This window comes from Ruegeria sp. (genome assembly GCF_965199275.1).
Classification (GTDB): domain Bacteria; phylum Pseudomonadota; class Alphaproteobacteria; order Rhodobacterales; family Rhodobacteraceae; genus Ruegeria.
In genome coordinates this window covers 474,072-491,021 of record NZ_CBDAQX010000021.1, presented here as the reverse complement: position 1 = coordinate 491,021, position 16,950 = coordinate 474,072, and the positions used below count along the sequence as shown (strand labels likewise).

17 protein-coding genes and 1 pseudogene are annotated in these 16,950 nt (G+C 57.2%); 8 read left to right on the top strand and 10 right to left on the bottom strand.

Annotation, left to right across the window (positions count from 1 at the left end; translation table 11 throughout):
- Positions 1–7: 7 nt before the first annotated feature.
- From ACOERD_RS17155 to ACOERD_RS17145, 3 genes are all read right to left on the bottom strand, one after another.
- Positions 8–1,204, bottom strand: coding sequence for a UbiH/UbiF family hydroxylase (locus ACOERD_RS17155; RefSeq protein WP_419739844.1), 1,197 nt, complete (start codon positions 1,202–1,204; stop codon positions 8–10).
- Between the two features lie 73 nt (positions 1,205–1,277).
- Entirely contained in the window at positions 1,278–1,526 is a 249-nt protein-coding gene (locus ACOERD_RS17150; RefSeq protein ID WP_419739843.1) for a hypothetical protein, read from the bottom strand.
- An 86-nt stretch (positions 1,527–1,612) separates the two neighbouring features.
- Positions 1,613–2,257 (bottom strand): pyrimidine 5'-nucleotidase, encoded by a 645-nt coding sequence (locus tag ACOERD_RS17145; RefSeq protein WP_419739842.1) that lies wholly within the window; start codon positions 2,255–2,257, stop codon positions 1,613–1,615.
- 100 nt (positions 2,258–2,357) lie between these two features.
- On the opposite strand from ACOERD_RS17145, the gene ACOERD_RS17140 reads away from it, so the two are divergent.
- Positions 2,358–3,005, top strand: a complete 648-nt coding sequence (locus ACOERD_RS17140; RefSeq protein ID WP_170470033.1) for a GntR family transcriptional regulator — start codon at positions 2,358–2,360, stop codon at positions 3,003–3,005.
- 95 nt (positions 3,006–3,100) lie between these two features.
- On the opposite strand, the gene ACOERD_RS17135 is transcribed toward ACOERD_RS17140, so the two are convergent.
- Positions 3,101–4,888 (bottom strand): glycosyltransferase, encoded by a 1,788-nt coding sequence (locus tag ACOERD_RS17135; RefSeq protein ID WP_419739841.1) that lies wholly within the window; start codon positions 4,886–4,888, stop codon positions 3,101–3,103.
- 192 nt (positions 4,889–5,080) lie between these two features.
- Positions 5,081–6,247 carry a glutamine-hydrolyzing carbamoyl-phosphate synthase small subunit gene (carA, locus tag ACOERD_RS17130; protein WP_419739840.1) on the bottom strand — a complete coding sequence of 389 codons (1,167 nt, stop codon included), beginning with the start codon at positions 6,245–6,247 and terminating at the stop codon, positions 5,081–5,083.
- Between the two features lie 182 nt (positions 6,248–6,429).
- On the opposite strand from carA, the gene ACOERD_RS17125 reads away from it, so the two are divergent.
- A complete protein-coding gene (locus ACOERD_RS17125; protein WP_419739839.1) occupies positions 6,430–6,915 on the top strand; it encodes a GatB/YqeY domain-containing protein in 486 nt (161 codons plus the stop codon).
- Between the two features lie 12 nt (positions 6,916–6,927).
- On the opposite strand, the gene ACOERD_RS17120 is transcribed toward ACOERD_RS17125, so the two are convergent.
- Together ACOERD_RS17120 and ACOERD_RS17115 are read right to left on the bottom strand one after the other, a co-directional pair.
- Entirely contained in the window at positions 6,928–7,419 is a 492-nt protein-coding gene (locus ACOERD_RS17120; RefSeq protein ID WP_419739838.1) for a DUF2244 domain-containing protein, read from the bottom strand.
- Between the two features lie 44 nt (positions 7,420–7,463).
- Complete coding sequence (locus tag ACOERD_RS17115; RefSeq protein WP_419739837.1) at positions 7,464–8,063, bottom strand: 2-hydroxychromene-2-carboxylate isomerase; 600 nt, start codon at positions 8,061–8,063, stop codon at positions 7,464–7,466.
- Positions 8,064–8,225: 162 nt separating this feature from the next.
- Between ACOERD_RS17115 and ACOERD_RS17110 the strand changes: the two genes are divergently transcribed.
- The 3 genes from ACOERD_RS17110 (at position 8,226) to ACOERD_RS17100 (ending at position 10,823) form a co-directional block, all read left to right on the top strand.
- Positions 8,226–9,419 carry an ISNCY family transposase gene (locus ACOERD_RS17110; RefSeq protein WP_419739836.1) on the top strand — a complete coding sequence of 398 codons (1,194 nt, stop codon included), beginning with the start codon at positions 8,226–8,228 and terminating at the stop codon, positions 9,417–9,419.
- A complete protein-coding gene (locus tag ACOERD_RS17105) occupies positions 9,373–10,554 on the top strand; it encodes an ISNCY family transposase (RefSeq protein WP_419737631.1) in 1,182 nt (393 codons plus the stop codon). Before ACOERD_RS17110 ends, ACOERD_RS17105 begins: the two co-directional genes overlap by 47 nt.
- A 101-nt stretch (positions 10,555–10,655) precedes the next feature.
- Positions 10,656–10,823, top strand: coding sequence for a hypothetical protein (locus tag ACOERD_RS17100; protein ID WP_419739835.1), 168 nt, complete (start codon positions 10,656–10,658; stop codon positions 10,821–10,823).
- A 217-nt stretch (positions 10,824–11,040) separates the two neighbouring features.
- Here ACOERD_RS17100 and ctaD read toward each other — a convergent pair whose 3' ends face one another.
- Entirely contained in the window at positions 11,041–12,699 is a 1,659-nt protein-coding gene (gene ctaD, locus ACOERD_RS17095; protein WP_170470015.1) for a cytochrome c oxidase subunit I, read from the bottom strand.
- 307 nt (positions 12,700–13,006) lie between these two features.
- On the opposite strand from ctaD, the gene ACOERD_RS17090 reads away from it, so the two are divergent.
- Positions 13,007–13,423: an HIT family protein gene (locus tag ACOERD_RS17090; protein ID WP_170638946.1), complete on the top strand. Its 417-nt coding sequence runs from the start codon at positions 13,007–13,009 to the stop codon at positions 13,421–13,423.
- A 453-nt stretch (positions 13,424–13,876) separates the two neighbouring features.
- Positions 13,877–14,017 (top strand): hypothetical protein, encoded by a 141-nt coding sequence (locus ACOERD_RS17085; protein ID WP_419739834.1) that lies wholly within the window; start codon positions 13,877–13,879, stop codon positions 14,015–14,017.
- A gap of 396 nt (positions 14,018–14,413) precedes the next feature.
- Here the strand turns inward: ACOERD_RS17085 and ACOERD_RS17080 are convergent.
- Positions 14,414–15,307, bottom strand: a pseudogene (locus ACOERD_RS17080) (IS982 family transposase).
- A gap of 147 nt (positions 15,308–15,454) precedes the next feature.
- Between ACOERD_RS17080 and ACOERD_RS17075 the strand changes: the two are divergent.
- On the top strand, positions 15,455–15,601 hold the full coding sequence (locus ACOERD_RS17075; protein ID WP_419739833.1) for a hypothetical protein: 147 nt from the start codon (positions 15,455–15,457) through the stop codon (positions 15,599–15,601).
- 103 nt (positions 15,602–15,704) lie between these two features.
- Here the strand turns inward: ACOERD_RS17075 and ACOERD_RS17070 are convergent, their stop codons facing one another.
- The gene (locus ACOERD_RS17070; RefSeq protein WP_419739832.1) at positions 15,705–16,934 is read right to left on the bottom strand and encodes a three-Cys-motif partner protein TcmP; all 1,230 of its coding nucleotides are present in this window, start codon (positions 16,932–16,934) and stop codon (positions 15,705–15,707) included.
- Between the last annotated feature and the right edge of the window lie 16 nt (positions 16,935–16,950).

Below are 16,950 nucleotides of genomic sequence, written 5' to 3'. Positions count from 1 at the left end.
CTGGGCCTCAGCGCATACCGAGGCCCATCTGCATCAACGTCTTGCGTACCGGCGCCATGGAATAAAGCGCGTTGAGGCCCATGGCGCGTGCATCCCTCAGGGGCCGCGCCTCAAGCATAGAGGTGCGGTTTAGAAGGTCGATGCCTTTGACCCGCAGTTCGATCTCGGTATGGCGGGCTTTGTGGTAGGCCTCAAGCATCTGTGCGTCGCCCAGACCTTCTGGCCCGGCCTGTGCGAGGTCCAGCAGAGTACGCAGATCGCCCAATGACATGTTCAGACCCTGCGCGCCGATGGGCGGCACGACGTGGGCGGCTTCGGCCATCAGGGCAATACGTTCACCCGACAACCGTTCGGCGGATTGGCTGATGATCGGCCAGATCGTGCGGCGTGAGGCCAGCTTCAAAGGTCCGAACAACCCGCAGGAGCGTTCTGTCATCGCGGCCTCAAAGGCCTCGGCGTCGAGGTTCAGCAACTCGACCGCGCGCGGACCGCGCTCCATCCAGACAATGGCCGACGATGGCTGACCCTGCCAATCGGGCAAGGGCACCAGGGTGAATGGCCCGCCAGAGCGGTGGATCTCGGTCGAGACATTCTCATGCGCAATAGGGTGTGTCACGGCAAAGGCCAGTGCCTCTTGACCGTAACGCGTGGTGTGAACGGAAATCCCCGCGGCTTCGCGCATCGGTGAGTTGCGCCCGTCTGCGGCGATCACCAGCTTGCAGCGGATACGGCTGCCGTCGCTCAACCCGACGCGGGCCTCGGCGGTGCGTGTGAACAGGCTGACCGTCGCGGTGCCGGGGCGGAAATCGACATTGGGCAGCTCCGACAGGCGCGCGACCATCTCGCGCCGCAGCAGCCAGTTGGGCAGGTTCCAGCCAAAGGGCTGCTCAGAAATGTCCGAGGCGTTGAAGTCCCGCACAACGCGCGGCTCTGGAATGTCTCCGCCTGCGTCAACGATCCGCATCACTTGCAGCGGGGCCGCGTGGCTGTCCAGCCGGACCCACACTCCGCATTGTTCCAGCAAAATGCGGGAGGGTTGCAGAAACGCGGTGGTCCGCAGGTCGGATCCATCCACGTCGCGTTCGGTGATCGGTGGTGTTGGGTCCACGCAGACCACGTTGAACCCGGCGGCGCCGAATGCGGCGGCAGCGGTCAGCCCGGCGATGCCGCCGCCGGAAATCAGGATGTCACAGCTGTCTGTCATGGCGCATTCTCCGTTCCCGGCAAAACCTAGTTCGGTTCATGCCTCTGCGCCAAGCGACATCCTGTCCCGCGTGTCAGCCGCGTGAAACCAGGATGAGGACCAGAAACATCACCGGAACCATCATCAATGCGGGGATGTATAGGCCCGGCAGGCCAAACAGCAATGCCGAACAGCCCCACATGCTGACAATCGCAGCGGCGGTATAACCCAGATCCTCGGGGCGGCCGTCGGCCACGTCGCGGGCCATCCAGCCAAAGAGGGGAATTGCAAAAAGCAGGCGCTGCCAAATCGGCAGGCGCTGCGGCATCATTGTCGCGGTCATCGGGGTCTCCGTTCTGTTCGTCGCAGACCGGCATATAGGGATGATTTTGCAGCTGCAGAATATACAGATCGTCGCAGTGTGACAGCCTATCGCAGGCGGGCGAGGAAGGCGGTCAGATCGTCAGTATGGTGGTGGATATGATCGGCATCATGAGGGTCGGGTGCGACATGAACCGTGCGCATTCCCATCTCATGCGGGGCGGCCAGATTACGCGGGTCGTCTTCGAACATCGCGGCCGTTTCTGCTGTGATTCCGTCCTGTGCAAAGATTGCCTCGAACGCGGCCTTTTCGGGTTTGGGGCGATATCCGGCATGCTCGACCCCGTAGATGGCATCAAACAGACCGGTCAGCCCACGCGCCTCAAGAACACGCTCCGCATAGGGCGCGCTGCCATTGGTGTAGACGATGCGGCGACCGGGCAGGGCGCGTATGTGGTCGGCCAGTTCGGCGTCCGGGTCCATGTGGCTCAAGTCAACTTGGTGAACCGCATGCAGGTAGGGGTCGGGGTCCAGATCATGCTCGGCCATCAAACCGGCCAAAGTGGTACCGTATTCGCGCCAGTAATGCCCCCGCAGCCGGTCAGCCTCGGCCCGGTCGACGCCGATGGCTCGCACGACATAATCCGTCATCAACACCTCGATCTGATCGAACAGGCGCATCTGTGGCGGGTAGAGGGTGTTGTCCAGATCGAACACCCATTGCGTGACGTGGCTGAAGGACGGTTTGACCATGCCTTGGGTGTAGGGCGCTGGAGGCGGGTTTTCAATGCCGCACTTGATTGCAGGCGGTCAGGACGGATAGACAGGTTCGAACGAGGAGACCAATCGCCCCATGCCCCAGTCCAGACACCCCAGCAAAGACGCGTATACGCTTATACTCGACGCCATTGATGTCGGTATCTACAAGCCCGGAGATCGTCTGGTCGAAAGCGAATTGGCCGAACGGTTCGGCGTATCCCGCACCCCCATTCGCGAGGCGCTGCAACGTCTGGAAACGCAGTCTCTGTTGGAGCGGGACGGGCGGTCGCTGATCGTGGCCTCCCTGAACCACAACCAGATGGCCGAGCTTTACATCGTGCGGCGCGAGTTGGAGGGGTTGGCCGCAAGCCTCGCGGCCAAACATGCGACCGAGGAAGAAATTCGCGTGTTGCAGGAGATGGTCGCCGAGGATGATGCCTTGGTCGATGATCCGGCGGCGTTGTCGCGCGCGAATCGACGGTTTCACGAGCAGATCCATCTGGCCTCGCACAACCGCTATCTGGTGCAGCAACTGGATCTTGTGCATCGAACCATGGCGTTGATGGCAACCACGTCTCTGGCGGCGCAAGGGCGCAGTGAAATCGCGCAGAGCGAACACAAGGGTATCGTCGAAGCCATCGCTGCACGGGACGAAGAGGGCGCGGCGAAAGCGCTGAAAGAGCATATCTCGGTCGCGTTCATGACTCGTTTGAAGCAGGATGCGATCCGGCGCGACGGCTAGAGCGTTTTGCGTTTTTCTCAGGTAAAGTTATCGAAATGCGCGTTCGACCATAGGGAGAGGCAGCGCATTTCGATTCAAATCAAACGCAAAGCGATCTAGGCGTCCTGCGGCAGCAGGTCCTCGGAGGCCTGCCCGTGCTGGGTTTTGTCCCAGAAGAACGGTTTGGCGGCCAGTTCCCACAATGCTTTGTAGGCTGCCACGACCCCAAGCGGAAAATACAGGATCATCGTGGGCACCCACGGCAGCAGAAAGCGCCGCTCTTTCGCCCAGACGGCGATGACGCCGATGATGAAGTTCAACGCTTCTGCGGCCAGAAACAGCCAGATCAGGGTTTTGAAGGTCTGCATCGGGATCACCTGCAGGAATGGGTTATCTAACCCCAGGGTGGTCAGCCAGAACATCCACAAAACGGGGGCCAGCAAAAACTGCCCGACCGTACCCATGAAAAACGCCTGAATACCGATGAATTTCAGCGGCCCCAGATCCCGCAGCAGGCGCAGCGGCGCGCGCATGTGGACAAGGTAGGTGACCATGAACCCTTTGAGCCAGCGCGAGCGTTGCTTGACCCAGGGCCAGGCGCGAAAGTTAGCCTCTTCAAAAGTGGTGGTGTTCACGATCTCGGTCCGGTAGCCGGCGCGGCAGAGGCGTACGCCCAGATCGGCATCCTCGGTCACGTTGTGGGCGTCCCATCCGCCAAGTTCCAGCAGTTTGTCGCGGCGAAAGAAGAAGGTCGTGCCGCCCAGAGGGACCACGAAACCCAGTTTGGCGATCCCCGGAAGAATGACACGGAACCAGCTGTTATATTCGATGGTAAAGCAGCGAGAGCGCCAGTTGGTGCGCGGGTTGTAGTAGTCCAGCGCGCCTTGCAGGCAGACAACTTCGGGCGCGGCCTGCGTGAAATGATCAACGACCCGCTCGATCTGATCGGGCTGCGGGGCGTCTTCGGCATCCCAGACGCCCAGAATATCGCCCCTACAGAAATCCAAAGCGTAGTTCATGGCGCGAGGTTTGGTGGTCAGGCCGTTAAACTCGGGCACTTCGATGGTTCGAATCCAGCTGGGCAGGTCGACCTTTGACAATGTGTCCCGCGTGACATCGTCCTTTTCCTCCAGCACCAAAATCAAATCCAACAGCGCCTTGGGGTAGGTCAGGCGCTGAAGTCGCCGGATCAACGCGCCTGCGATCTCACGCTCTTTGTACAAAGGCACCATGATCGACACGCAGGGCTGCCGCAGAGCGGTCGCCGGCGAGGAGGGGGCAGGCTGCGGGCGCAAGTTTTGGAGGGCAAAAGCCAAGAGGCCCGAGAACCGCATGACCATGAACAGCAGAAGCGACACCACAGCCGCCGTCGCCAGAACGGCCATCCCCGTCAACGGAAACGAAACGAAAGCCAGCAGCGCCAGTACCACAATGCTCGCGCTGCGGGTCCGGCTCCAGGCGGTCCAGGTGCGGCAGCTTTGATCCTCGGCCACGCGGGTCTCGGCGTTTTGGGCCAACTGGTCCGAGAAGATCTGCGCAATCGAGCGGTCGATCTGATCGGCAGCGGCGACAACCGGAACGATGGTTAAATCGCAGCCCGCCATTTCGGCCGAGACCGTGGCGAAGCGATCCGGGCGCGCGGTGGCGACAAACAGAAACGGACCGATCCGCAGCCACGGGATCACATTGTGGCGCAGCCAGAACTCCATGGGTTTGAGCGTGCTTAGCTCAGCAGAAGGCGGGGTTTGCACCAGATCGGCGATCTGCAGGTTGGTTTGCGCGGACAAAGCGGCCAGAACATCTTTGCGGCTGGCCCAGCCCTCACTCACCAGAATTTCTCCGAGCGGAGCGTTCTGGCGGGCCTGAAGGTCCAACGCTTGATCCAGCTGGTCCTGCGTGATCACCCCGGCATCAACCAGACACGCCCCTACGGGTTTGCGAAGCTCAGGCGACGGGATCGGATGTGTTGCAGAGATTTGTTGTGCGTTCAAATCAACCATAAAAGAAAAAAACCCCGACGCCTTTTGTTGGCGTCAGGGTTGAACGACTAAGGTTAACGCACGGTTAACTCTGATAAACACGCGGAAATCTGGTGTTTATGCCTGTGCTTTTGTATCCGCCATCGCTCTGGCAAAACGTTCGAACAGGTAGAAACTATCCTGCGGTCCGGGGGAGGCCTCGGGGTGGTATTGCACCGAGTACACCGGGCGGTCTGTCATGCGGATGCCGCAGTTGGAGCCGTCAAACAACGAACGGTGCGTTTCAACCACCCCGTCGGGCAGCGACTGCGCATCGACCGCAAAGCCGTGGTTCATCGAGGTGATTTCGACCTTGCCGGTTTCCAGATCCTTGACCGGGTGGTTCGCGCCATGGTGGCCGTGGTTCATCTTGACGGTCTGTCCGCCAAGCGCCAAGGCCAGCATCTGGTGACCGAGGCAAATGCCGAACACCGGCAGCTTGGTGGTGTCGAGGATCTCCTTGATCATCGGTACGGCATATTCGCCTGTGGCCGCCGGGTCGCCAGGGCCGTTAGACAGGAAAACGCCATCAGGCTCATGGGCCAGAACTTCGGCGGCTGTGGCAGTTGCGGGCAGAACGGTCACGTCACATCCGGCCGACGCCAGGCAGCGCAGGATGTTGCGCTTTGCGCCGAAATCAAGGGCGACAACCTTGTGTGCAGGGGCCTCTTGGCGCTGGTAGCCGTCAGGCCAGGCCCAACGCATCTCATCCCAGCGGTAGCTTTGGGCGCAGGTGACGTCCTTCGCGAGGTCCATCCCTTCAAGCCCCGCAAAGCCGCGCGCGGCGGAAACCAGAGCTTCGATATCGAAGTTGCCCTCTGGGTCGTGGGCCAATGCGACGTGCGGCGCACCCTGCTGGCGGATTGCGCGGGTCAGGCGGCGGGTGTCGATACCACCGATCGCGATACGGCCACGACGCTCCAACCAGCCCTTCAGCTCTTCGGCCGAGCGCCAGTTTGACGGCTCGGTCGGGTCCCACTTGACGACCATACCCGCAGCCACCGGATCACTGGTTTCGTCATCTTCGGGGTTCACGCCGACATTGCCGATATGCGGGAAGGTGAAGGTCACGATCTGCCCGGCATAGGAGGGGTCGGTCATGATCTCTTGGTAGCCGGTCATGGCCGTGTTGAAGCACAGTTCAGCCACGGTCTGTCCGGTGGCGCCGAAGCCCATTCCGTAGAACAAAGTTCCGTCGGCCAAAGCCAGACATGCGGTGGGCTTGGACGGGGCGTTCTGGGCCATGGCGCAACTCTCCTGCAGGTAAATCGGCGCATACCTAAGGGGGTTATACGTTCGGGTCAAGTCTGATCATTTTTTGGGCTATTGTTGTTTTTCAATGGGTTAGTGGTATTCGCCCCCTGTTGTATCACGCTTTTTGTTTGGATATGTTCGGGGTTCCTTTGTCATGGGGATGGACAAACCATATGGACATGCGATCACGGGTGAATGCCGCCCTGAAGCAAGCGATGAAAGACAAGGCGGCCGAGCGGTTGTCGACTCTGCGATTGATCAATGCTGCGATCAAGGATCGCGATATTGCCGCGCGCGGCTCGCAAAACGAAGAGGCCAAGGGCTGCGGTGATGCCGAGGTTCTTGAAATCCTTGGTAAAATGACCAAGCAGCGCAAGGAAAGCGCCCGCGCCTATGAAGAGGGCGGACGTCTGGATCTGGCGGAACGGGAATTGCTGGAAGTCTCGGTGATCGAGGAATTCCTGCCCAAGCAGCTGGATGAAGATGAGGTCTCGAACGCGATTCTGACCGCCATCACCGCGACCGGAGCGGGCTCGATCCGCGATATGGGCAAGGTGATGGGCGAGTTGAAGACGCGCTACACCGGTCAGATGGATTTCGGCAAGGTCGGTCCGATGGTCAAAGACCATCTGTGCGCTGCCTCAAACGGCGACTGCTGAGACTGAGCCCCTTTACTGCGCGGCCGGTCCGCGCAGTTTTGCTATCAGGTCGTCATAGAGGGTGATCCGTTCGTCCTCGGACAGGAATGCGCCAATCTCGACCTCGCGACCAGCTCCGATCAGGGTCACGTAGTGCGGCACCGGACCACCGGTTTTGTGCATCTCGGGGCGGGCCCAATACCGGTTGCAAGACCATTCCTGCCGCTGTTTTCCCGGAGACTGATGGACCAGACGCGCCTGTGAGCCGCTGAGGGTCAGAACCTCGACCGCGCTGCGCGCACGGTAGTTGGTTTGGATCGCGAGCCACAGGCCCAGAACTGTCAGCAACAGGAAGGGCAGCAACCCCCACAAGACAACTGAGCCCAGCATGGCCAGAACGGGAATAAGGCCGAAGGTGAAGACCGAGAGGATCACGATCATCGCGCCGCGCGGGGGCAATGAGTTATGCGGCCAGAGGCGCAATTCCTGTTCGGTGTCCGAGGTATGATTCCATTGATAGGGCATAGTTGAAAACTAGCGCAAAGTTATGTGCTGTCTAAGGATAAAGATCAAACGACGTGGCCAACCCGGACCCAGGATAGAGCATCGTCCAATCTGTCATCACCCCAGAAAACCTCGCCCCTTACAACAAGGCTCGGTGCTCCGAAAACCCCGAGGCGTTTTGCGTGTTCGGTCTCTGCCTCTAACGCCGCAACGGCATCAGGGCCGCGCGCGCGGGCAAGCACAAGGCGGGGATCTTGCTGGCACCGCAATAGGGCCTCGGACAAAGCGGTCTCACTGCCTGCCTCGACACCGTCTTCAAACCAGATCCGATAGAGGTTCTGGGTGAAATCCTTGCCCCAACCTTCACTCATCCCGAGTAGGGCGATCTGATTGGCCAGAGGCAGGTCCGAAATGGGGTAGGGTGCAGGTAGCTTGGCATGGATGTGATACTTGGCCGCCCGGCGTTCGATATCACGCCACATATATGCAGATTTCACCGGCTTACCTGCAAAGGGCACGTTCTGCTGTTCGGACATCACGCTGCGCACGTTGAACGGGCGCCAACGAACTGAGGCGTCGTTCTCAGTGCACCAATCATCAAGGCGCATGATCGTCAGAAAGCTGTATGTGCTGCCGATCGAATACCAAAAGTCAATTTCGGGCATCTGGACCCTCCCCGGATTGCCGGATGAGTTTCCCTTACCAGAATAGCCTATTTTGCCCGATCTGGCGATGTGTTGTTCCAAAAGTGTCGCTAACACGCGATATGTCCGGTGTATGTAACATGCGATCTGTCCGGTTCTATTCTGTCTCTGAGAGGAGGCGTTATGAACCGAGCAGAAGTGTTACAGGAAGTTCGACTGATGAAGTTTGAAGATGTGTATTCGCGGCGAAGCGCGAACAAGCTGACGCAAGAACAGGCGGCTGAGATACTGGGTGTATCCGTGCGCACCGTCAGGCGTTGGGAGGATCGATTTGAGGCGGATGGTGCAGAAGGTCTGTACGACCGTCGGCTTGGCAAACTGGCCAACAATCGTGTTGCCACGGATAAGGTCATGGAGATGCTTGAACTGTTTGATACCAAGTACTGGGATTACACGCCGAAGCATTTCCACGAGAAGCTGGTGGCCCACCATGGTTTCACACAGAGCTACAACTGGGTGCGGCTTACACTGCAGCGCCACGGCCGGGTTCAGGCAGCACCCCGACGAGGTGCCCATCGGCGCAAGCGGCCCCGCCGTCCGATGGTTGGCATGATGTTGCATCAGGACGGCTCCAGCCATGAATGGGTTCCGGGTCAGTGGTGGGATCTGATCGTCACCATGGACGATGCCACCAACCGGGTTTATTCGGCATTCTTTGTCGAGGAAGAAGGGACGATGAGCAGTTTTCAGGGGCTGACAGAGGTGATCGAGGCGCAAGGTCTGTTTTGCTCGCTCTATGCCGATCGGGGCTCTCATTACTGGCATACGCCCGAAGCGGGCGGCAAAGTGGACAAGGACAATCTGACCCAGGTCGGGCGCGCCTTGCAGCAACTCGGCATTGAGCTGATCCCGGCCTATTCACCGCAGGCCCGTGGACGGTCTGAACGCATGTTTGGCACGTTCCAGAACCGATTGCCGCAGGAACTGCGGTCCCATGGGATCACAACCATTGAAGAGGCCAATCAGTTCCTGAAAGAGGTCTATCTTCCCGAACACAATGCCCTGTTTGCAAGGGAGCCGGAGGATACGACCTCGGCCTTCGTGCCGTTTACAGGCAATGTGCGCGACACCCTGTGTGTGCAGGAAGACCGCGTCGTCGGCAACGACAATACGGTGCGCTACAAGGGCCTGGTCATGCAGATCGCGGCAGACAGGCACCGTCATCATTTCGTCAAGGCGAAGGTCAGGGTCCTGTCGCTAACACGCGATATGTCCGGTGTATGTAACATGCGATCTGTCCGGTTCTATTCTGTCTCTGAGAGGAGGCGTTATGAACCGAGCAGAAGTGTTACAGGAAGTTCGACTGATGAAGTTTGAAGATGTGTATTCGCGGCGAAGCGCGAACAAGCTGACGCAAGAACAGGCGGCTGAGATACTGGGTGTATCCGTGCGCACCGTCAGGCGTTGGGAGGATCGATTTGAGGCGGATGGTGCAGAAGGTCTGTACGACCGTCGGCTTGGCAAACTGGCCAACAATCGTGTTGCCACGGATAAGGTCATGGAGATGCTTGAACTGTTTGATACCAAGTACTGGGATTACACGCCGAAGCATTTCCACGAGAAGCTGGTGGCCCACCATGGTTTCACACAGAGCTACAACTGGGTGCGGCTTACACTGCAGCGCCACGGCCGGGTTCAGGCAGCACCCCGACGAGGTGCCCATCGGCGCAAGCGGCCCCGCCGTCCGATGGTTGGCATGATGTTGCATCAGGACGGCTCCAGCCATGAATGGGTTCCGGGTCAGTGGTGGGATCTGATCGTCACCATGGACGATGCCACCAACCGGGTTTATTCGGCATTCTTTGTCGAGGAAGAAGGGACGATGAGCAGTTTTCAGGGGCTGACAGAGGTGATCGAGGCGCAAGGTCTGTTTTGCTCGCTCTATGCCGATCGGGGCTCTCATTACTGGCATACGCCCGAAGCGGGCGGCAAAGTGGACAAGGACAATCTGACCCAGGTCGGGCGCGCCTTGCAGCAACTCGGCATTGAGCTGATCCCGGCCTATTCACCGCAGGCCCGTGGACGGTCTGAACGCATGTTTGGCACGTTCCAGAACCGATTGCCGCAGGAACTGCGGTCCCATGGGATCACAACCATTGAAGAGGCCAATCAGTTCCTGAAAGAGGTCTATCTTCCCGAACACAATGCCCTGTTTGCAAAGGAGCCGGAGGATACGACCTCGGCCTTCGTGCCGTTTACAGGCAATGTGCGCGACACCCTGTGTGTGCAGGAAGACCGCGTCGTCGGCAACGACAATACGGTGCGCTACAAGGGCCTGGTCATGCAGATCGCGGCAGACAGGCACCGTCATCATTTCGTCAAGGCGAAGGTCAGGGTCCACGAATACCCCGATGGTCAACTGGTCATCTTCCACGGCCCGAGATGCATTGGCCGCTACCAGCCTGACGGATCACCCATCACACAGGAGGATAGCAAACACAAAGTCGCGTGACCCGCTTCGACGTGGCGCGAACGCGGTGGCCCAAATCTACGGTCGCCTACGGCTCCCTCCGAATTGGGCCACCGCGCAATCAACTGAAGCGGACAATTGGCATGTTACCTACACCGGACAATTCAGAATGTTCTCGACAGGCGAAGGTCAGGGTCCACGAATACCCCGATGGTCAACTGGTCATCTTCCACGGCCCGAGATGCATTGGCCGCTACCAGCCTGACGGATCACCCATCACACAGGAGGATAGCAAACACAAAGTCGCGTGACCCGCTTCGACGTGGCGCGAACGCGGTGGCCCAAATCTACGGTCGCCTACGGCTCCCTCCGAATTGGGCCACCGCGCAATCAACTGAAGCGGACAATTGGCATGTTACCTACACCGGACAATTCAGAATGTTCTCGACATGTGTTGTTCCAAAAGGTAAGTGCGAAAAGAAAAACCCCGCCGGGATGGCGGGGTTTTCTTGGTTTCTCAGCCGGGGCTTAGTGCGCGTGGCCTTTGTCCCAGTCTTCCTGCTTTGGCAGCTGCTCGAACGTGTGCTCGGGCGGCGGCGTCGGCAGGGTCCATTCCAGCGTATCCGCGTACTCGTTCCACGGGTTCGGGCGTGTTTCCTTTGCGCCGCGGAAGAGGGCGTAGAATACGATGCCGAAGAACAGCAGGAACGAAGCGAAGGACACGAATGCACCGATCGACGAAACAAAGTTCCACTGAGCGAACGCTTCAGGGTAGTCGATATAGCGGCGCGGCATGCCCTGACGGCCCAGGAAGTGCTGCGGGAAGAAGGTCAGGTTGGCGCCGATGAAGAACATCCAGAAGTGAACCTTGCCCCAGAACTCGGAATACTGACGACCGGTCATCTTCGAGAAGTAGAAGTAGACGCCAGCGAAGATCGCAAAGACGGCACCCAAGCTCATTACATAGTGGAAGTGCGCCACAACGTAGTAGGTGTCGTGATAGGCACGGTCGATACCGGCTTGCGACAAAACCACGCCTGTCACACCGCCAACGGTGAACAGGAACAGGAAGCCGAAGGCAAACAGCATCGGTGTCTTGAACTCGATTGAGCCGCCCCACATAGTGGCGATCCACGAGAAGACCTTAACACCAGTCGGAACCGCAATGACCATCGTGGCCAGCATGAAATAGGCCTGTTGACGTAGCGACATGCCAACGGTGTACATGTGGTGCGCCCAAACGACGAAGCCCAGAACACCGATCGCGATGATTGCCCAGACCATCGGCAGGTAACCGAAGATCGGCTTGCGTGCGAAGGTCGCAATAACGTGGCTGATGATGCCGAAGCCGGGCAGGATCACGATGTACACTTCCGGGTGGCCGAAGAACCACAGGATGTGCTGATACAGGATCGGGTCACCGCCACCGGCCGGATCAAAGAATGTGAAGCCGAAGTTGCGGTCCATCAGCAGCATGGTGATCGCGCCGGCCAGAACGGGCAGCGAAAGCAGAATCAGCCACGAAGTGACGAAGATTGACCAGCTAAACAGCGGCACCTTGAACAAGGTCATGCCCGGGGCACGCATGTTCAGGAAGGTGGTGATCATGTTGATCGCGCCCAGAATCGATGACGCACCCGAGACGTGTACGGCGAAGATTGCAAGGTCCATGGACATGCCGCCCTCGGTCGTCGACAGCGGTGGGTAGAGGACCCAGCCCACGCCTGAACCCAGCTGGTCGTTACCGCCGGGGCTGAGCAGCGAGGCCACACCCAGAGAGGTACCAGCGACATAAAGCCAGAAGGACAGGTTGTTCATTCGCGGGAACGCCATATCTGGCGCGCCGATCTGCAACGGCATGAAATAGTTGCCAAATCCACCGAACAAGGCAGGGATGACAACGAAGAACATCATCAGAACACCGTGATAGGTGATCATCACGTTCCACAGATGGCCGTTAGGTGTACATGGATCGGCCATGAAGCCTTCCAGGCACATGTACTGAACACCGGGGTGCATCAGCTCAAGCCGCATGTAAACGGTCATCGCCACCGAGATGAACCCGGCGATAGCCGAGAAGATCAGGTAGAGAATCCCGATGTCCTTGTGGTTGGTCGACATGAACCAGCGCTGAAAGAACGAGCGCTCGTCTTCATGATCGTGGCCATGAATCGCTGCGTCTGCCATTTTAGGTGCCTCCTGTTGCAACTACGCCGCGCAACCAGACCTCTCCGGTGCGCGGGATTACTGCTGGTTTTAGATTGCGTTGAGGTTGCCTTCAATGGCCGAGTTTGATCTGGATCAAGAATAATTGTCGCGGGCAGAGCGCTGCGCCGCGAATTCAGATCATGAGTGGCTCGAATCTGGCTATTTCATTTCTTCTTTCAAGAGGTCGCGCAGGTTCGTTGGCCTGAATCGGCCGAGTTCCGCCTTGACCGACGCACGTTCGAACCGCAGAACTCCTTTGAACCCATTGCAAATTCAGAGGCCCGACATGTCAGCATATGATCCGGACAATATTTTCGCCAAAATCCTGCGCGGCGAAATCCCCTCGACCCGCGTTTACGAAGATGATGAGACGCTGGCGTTCATGGACATCATGCCTCGTGCCGATGGTCATCTGCTGGTCATCCCGAAAACCCCGTGCCGTAATTTGCTGGACGCCACGCCCGAGCAGTTGAATGCCGTTATGGCGACCGTTCAGAAACTGGCCCGCGCTGCCAAGCGGGCGTTTGACGCCGGTGGGGTGACCATTCAGCAGTTCAACGAAGCCGCAGGCGGGCAGGAGGTCTTCCACCTGCATTTCCACATTCTGCCTCGGCATGAAGGTGAACCCTTGCGCGCACCCGGCAAGATGGGAGATTTCGAAGCGATTGCCAAACACGCCGAGCAGATCAAGGCGGCGCTCTAGCTCTCGGCGATGCGTGAATTCGGGGATCGGGCCGTCCGAACTGCCTTAAGCATAGCCCGGAAACGAAATTGCCGTTCCGATTTGGGGTCGGAACGGCAGACTCGTACTCATACACATTACGGATCACCGGAGCAGATCCGGGTTACCGGTTAACATACCACTCACTCAAGACTGGTAGGACAATGTTACTCTTTAACCGGGCGAATTTATGCCGGTTTAGTGGAATTTGGTTAAGCTTTTACTTAAATGGCCACAATTGCTGTCGAATATTGCAGTGTTGAAATGACCTATGGCTGCAGCTTGGAAACAGAGGGGCGCGTGCGTAGGGATTGTACGTGGATTTGGGCGCCTCAGCGATTCGATCAAGGCATTTGATGCGCTAGGCTCAGGACCAATAGCCAATAGGAAAAGAGTCCGACGAACGCGGTTGCGGACAGGAATGCCTTGGGGCGCTTGTCTTACCTTAATGCCACGCGCCGCAAGTCCTTCAGCCTTCTAAACAAGATCGCGTATCTGGGTGCCTGGGACAACCTTCTTGGAGTTAAAGTCGTTTTGTTGTGCGACAGTCAGAAAACAAAGGCGCTGCAATGGTGATCCGTCAAAGACGGACGAAAAGCTACTCTCAAGTTACTTAGAATAGTCGTGAAATTGAGGGGAAACAGCCAAGCTATTGTTTTTGTTGGTGCGGTCGAGAAGACTCAACACACCTTCGATGATTGTTTAATTACAACGACTTAAAAAATTATGCAAGCAGTTTTGTTACACAAACTGTTACACAGTTTGTGTAACAAAATTTGAGTGCGTTGGTATAGGTGCAAGCATCTGAGCACCTGGTCGCTAATCATCAGCCTGATCACGACCTGCAAGCTCAACAATACCGACCTCCTGAAGCGGTCCGACAAAACTGGACAGCGAGCTAAGGTGTATCCGAGAAGCCAGCTTGGATGATATCCGCATTCATGATCTGCGTAACCCGAATTCTGGATAAGCTCATGTCACGCTCGCGATGCTCCGAATGACGTCTGGGACGACAACTTTGCCCATTTTGACCTTCGGTTGCGCCAGAACGTAGGCGGCAACGCATGACAGAATGTGAACGAAGGCATTGATCGGGGATCGGTGTCGCGTGTGTTCCAGGCCCATGTGCGATTTGAGCTTGTCAAACAGGGTTTCGATGATGAACCGTTTGCGCAGCAGGATCTTATCCAGAAGCGGCATAAGTTAGTTTTTCATGTTGCGGCGAATGCCGGTAATCAGATGCAGGCCGCGCTGCCACAAACGCTTGAAAAGCGCCTTTGAGATGTAGCCTTTGTCGGCGAACAGTTGACCATCCAGATCGGCAACCATGGCCTCAAGCGGCTTGCGATCATCGGTATTTCCAGCCGTGATTTTGACTGCCATTACCTGGCCCTTGTTGTTGATGACTATGTGCAGCTTGAAGCCGAAGAACCAGCCCATAGTGCTGCGCCCACGCTTGGCCAGTCCTTTGAAAACCTTGTTGCGGTTGATCCGCGCGTTATGACAAACCGCCAGCTTGGTGCTGTCGGCAAAATAGAGGCCGGTCTCTTCTCCACGAAAGCAATTCAGCAGCACACAAAAAGGCACAAGCAGGCGCGGCATCAGTGTGACAAACCGCCCGTAGCTTGGCAGATCGCCAAAGCAGTCCCGGTATTCGATCTCCACGCCATAAAGCCAGAAATGCTTGAAATCCTTGTAGGCAGAGCCATGAAACAACACCATGATGAATAGCATCTCGCTGAGCGAGAGTTTTCCAGCCCGACGGCGCTGGCGACCCGTGTCGATCAGGCGATGCTGCTCCCAGTCTTCGAACATTTTTGCAAAATCATCGATACAGCAGAACAAGGCAGTGATAGAGGTGTTCATGAGGGGTGTTCCCATCCGCATGTTGACGTTACGGATATTGAATCAGGCATCGCCCGATTTGGGAATCCCCTCACCCCGCCTTATCCAGAATCGGGGTTGCGTAGCTCTTATGCCAACGGCGCACAGACCCTCAGCGAAGGGTTGCCGATGATCGATAAGCTGCTTGGCGACACACAAATCCAGACCGCTACCCACTATGGGCATCGAGCCAACGCCCTTTTTAAGGCGGCCGCCGTAAAGGCACCCGACACCATCGACAGGGCGATCTGTAAATGGCAGAAAGCGGAAGCCTGACAAAATCAGGGCGAAGCAACTGCTATAACATAACCGTTTGTTATGCGATGTTTGATACCAAAGCATGCAATGGGATTGAAAATAGCTTAGCTCACTTCATCGTTTATGTGCCTTTGGTTCCGGCATTCAGGAACATCGGAAAGAAACTGCGTTGCTCCTTCATCTTGATGAAGTCACCGGCACCAATGGTATTGGGCTTCCTCCGTTCACCACCCGCCGGAGTGATCACTTCCAAATCCGGGTTCTCAATAATCGCTGCGTTAATATCATTGGCATGTGCCGGCGTGATGTTGTAGATATTCTCGTAAAATTCCCTCACCGAAATAGCATCACCTGATTCCGTAACGAGATGCGGAATATCATCAAGTAGCTGGTCCTTTGCGGATGCCCGCCCTTCATCGTCGAATAGGTAGAGCATCCCGTCGTGCCTGGGATCGTAGGATAACATGTTTAACCCGGAGCGCCCGAAATGCGCCTGAAGGCTCGCGTTGTCATGAAGGATATTGTTGTACACTTGCCTCGCACGATAGGCGTTCGCGAAGTGTATCAGCCAGTATCGCCAGCCACCCGGGTTATTGATCGAGAACGGACTGACATAGGGCGCACATAAACGGAATGCGTCAAAAACCAACTTTTCCGCTGCTCCCAACCAGTCGTTATTGCTCATCATCACTCCGTCGAGTGCCTCAATGTCTGTGCTCGTCACATTGAGGTGATTGAGACGTGCCTGAAGCTGTTCCGGTTGGTCCTTCTGGAGAAAAGCCAGCAACGAACTGATCATGAAGGTGTAGAATATTTCAGCGGACAGATAAGAGTGCATAATGTCGAGGATAGTTTTCCGTTCGACATGACGGTCGCCGTATTGATCAAGGTTGAACAGGACGTTTCGATAGCGGCCTTGATTGAGAAAGTCTTTGATCTTGGGATATGCAGCCTCGAAAAGCTGGTTCAGATATTCGACACGAACGTGCAGTTTCGGACAGGTCTGTGCGATCTCGGCCTCTAGAGGTGCGACGTTTGTTTTCAATAATTCAATTGCGTCACGGTTCTCGTCATTGAAAATCAGAAGACACTCGACCTCAATCGTGCCCAGACCTTGAACCGCACGCTTCAGTTCCTCCATAAAAATCAACGGTGAACCGACCGCGCCGCACTTATACCGCCCTCCTCCGGAAAAGCCGTCAATGATTGCAAGCCGAAAACGCTCCTGCTGGGGCAACTTGCAGCGCACAGTCAGGTAGTCAAAAACATACTCGCGCAAGATTTTATGCTTGCGGTGGGAATGACCTTCCAGTTCGGCTCCGTCAGCCCATTTGTATCGTTTCTCTGCCAAGCTGTTTCTCTCGCCC

Coding starts and splice junctions, on each gene's coding strand:
- ACOERD_RS17155 (WP_419739844.1), bottom strand. CDS start 1,204: ATGACAGACAGCTGTGACATCCTGATTTCCGGCGGCGGCATCGCCGGG.
- ACOERD_RS17150 (WP_419739843.1), bottom strand. CDS start 1,526: ATGACCGCGACAATGATGCCGCAGCGCCTGCCGATTTGGCAGCGCCTG.
- ACOERD_RS17145 (WP_419739842.1), bottom strand. CDS start 2,257: ATGGTCAAACCGTCCTTCAGCCACGTCACGCAATGGGTGTTCGATCTG.
- ACOERD_RS17140 (WP_170470033.1), top strand. CDS start 2,358: ATGCCCCAGTCCAGACACCCCAGCAAAGACGCGTATACGCTTATACTC.
- carA (WP_419739840.1), bottom strand. CDS start 6,247: ATGGCCCAGAACGCCCCGTCCAAGCCCACCGCATGTCTGGCTTTGGCC.
- ACOERD_RS17125 (WP_419739839.1), top strand. CDS start 6,430: ATGGACATGCGATCACGGGTGAATGCCGCCCTGAAGCAAGCGATGAAA.
- ACOERD_RS17120 (WP_419739838.1), bottom strand. CDS start 7,419: ATGCCCTATCAATGGAATCATACCTCGGACACCGAACAGGAATTGCGC.
- ACOERD_RS17115 (WP_419739837.1), bottom strand. CDS start 8,063: ATGCCCGAAATTGACTTTTGGTATTCGATCGGCAGCACATACAGCTTT.
- ACOERD_RS17110 (WP_419739836.1), top strand. CDS start 8,226: ATGAACCGAGCAGAAGTGTTACAGGAAGTTCGACTGATGAAGTTTGAA.
- ACOERD_RS17105 (WP_419737631.1), top strand. CDS start 9,373: ATGAACCGAGCAGAAGTGTTACAGGAAGTTCGACTGATGAAGTTTGAA.
- ACOERD_RS17100 (WP_419739835.1), top strand. CDS start 10,656: ATGTTACCTACACCGGACAATTCAGAATGTTCTCGACAGGCGAAGGTC.
- ctaD (WP_170470015.1), bottom strand. CDS start 12,699: ATGGCAGACGCAGCGATTCATGGCCACGATCATGAAGACGAGCGCTCG.
- ACOERD_RS17090 (WP_170638946.1), top strand. CDS start 13,007: ATGTCAGCATATGATCCGGACAATATTTTCGCCAAAATCCTGCGCGGC.
- ACOERD_RS17075 (WP_419739833.1), top strand. CDS start 15,455: ATGATCGATAAGCTGCTTGGCGACACACAAATCCAGACCGCTACCCAC.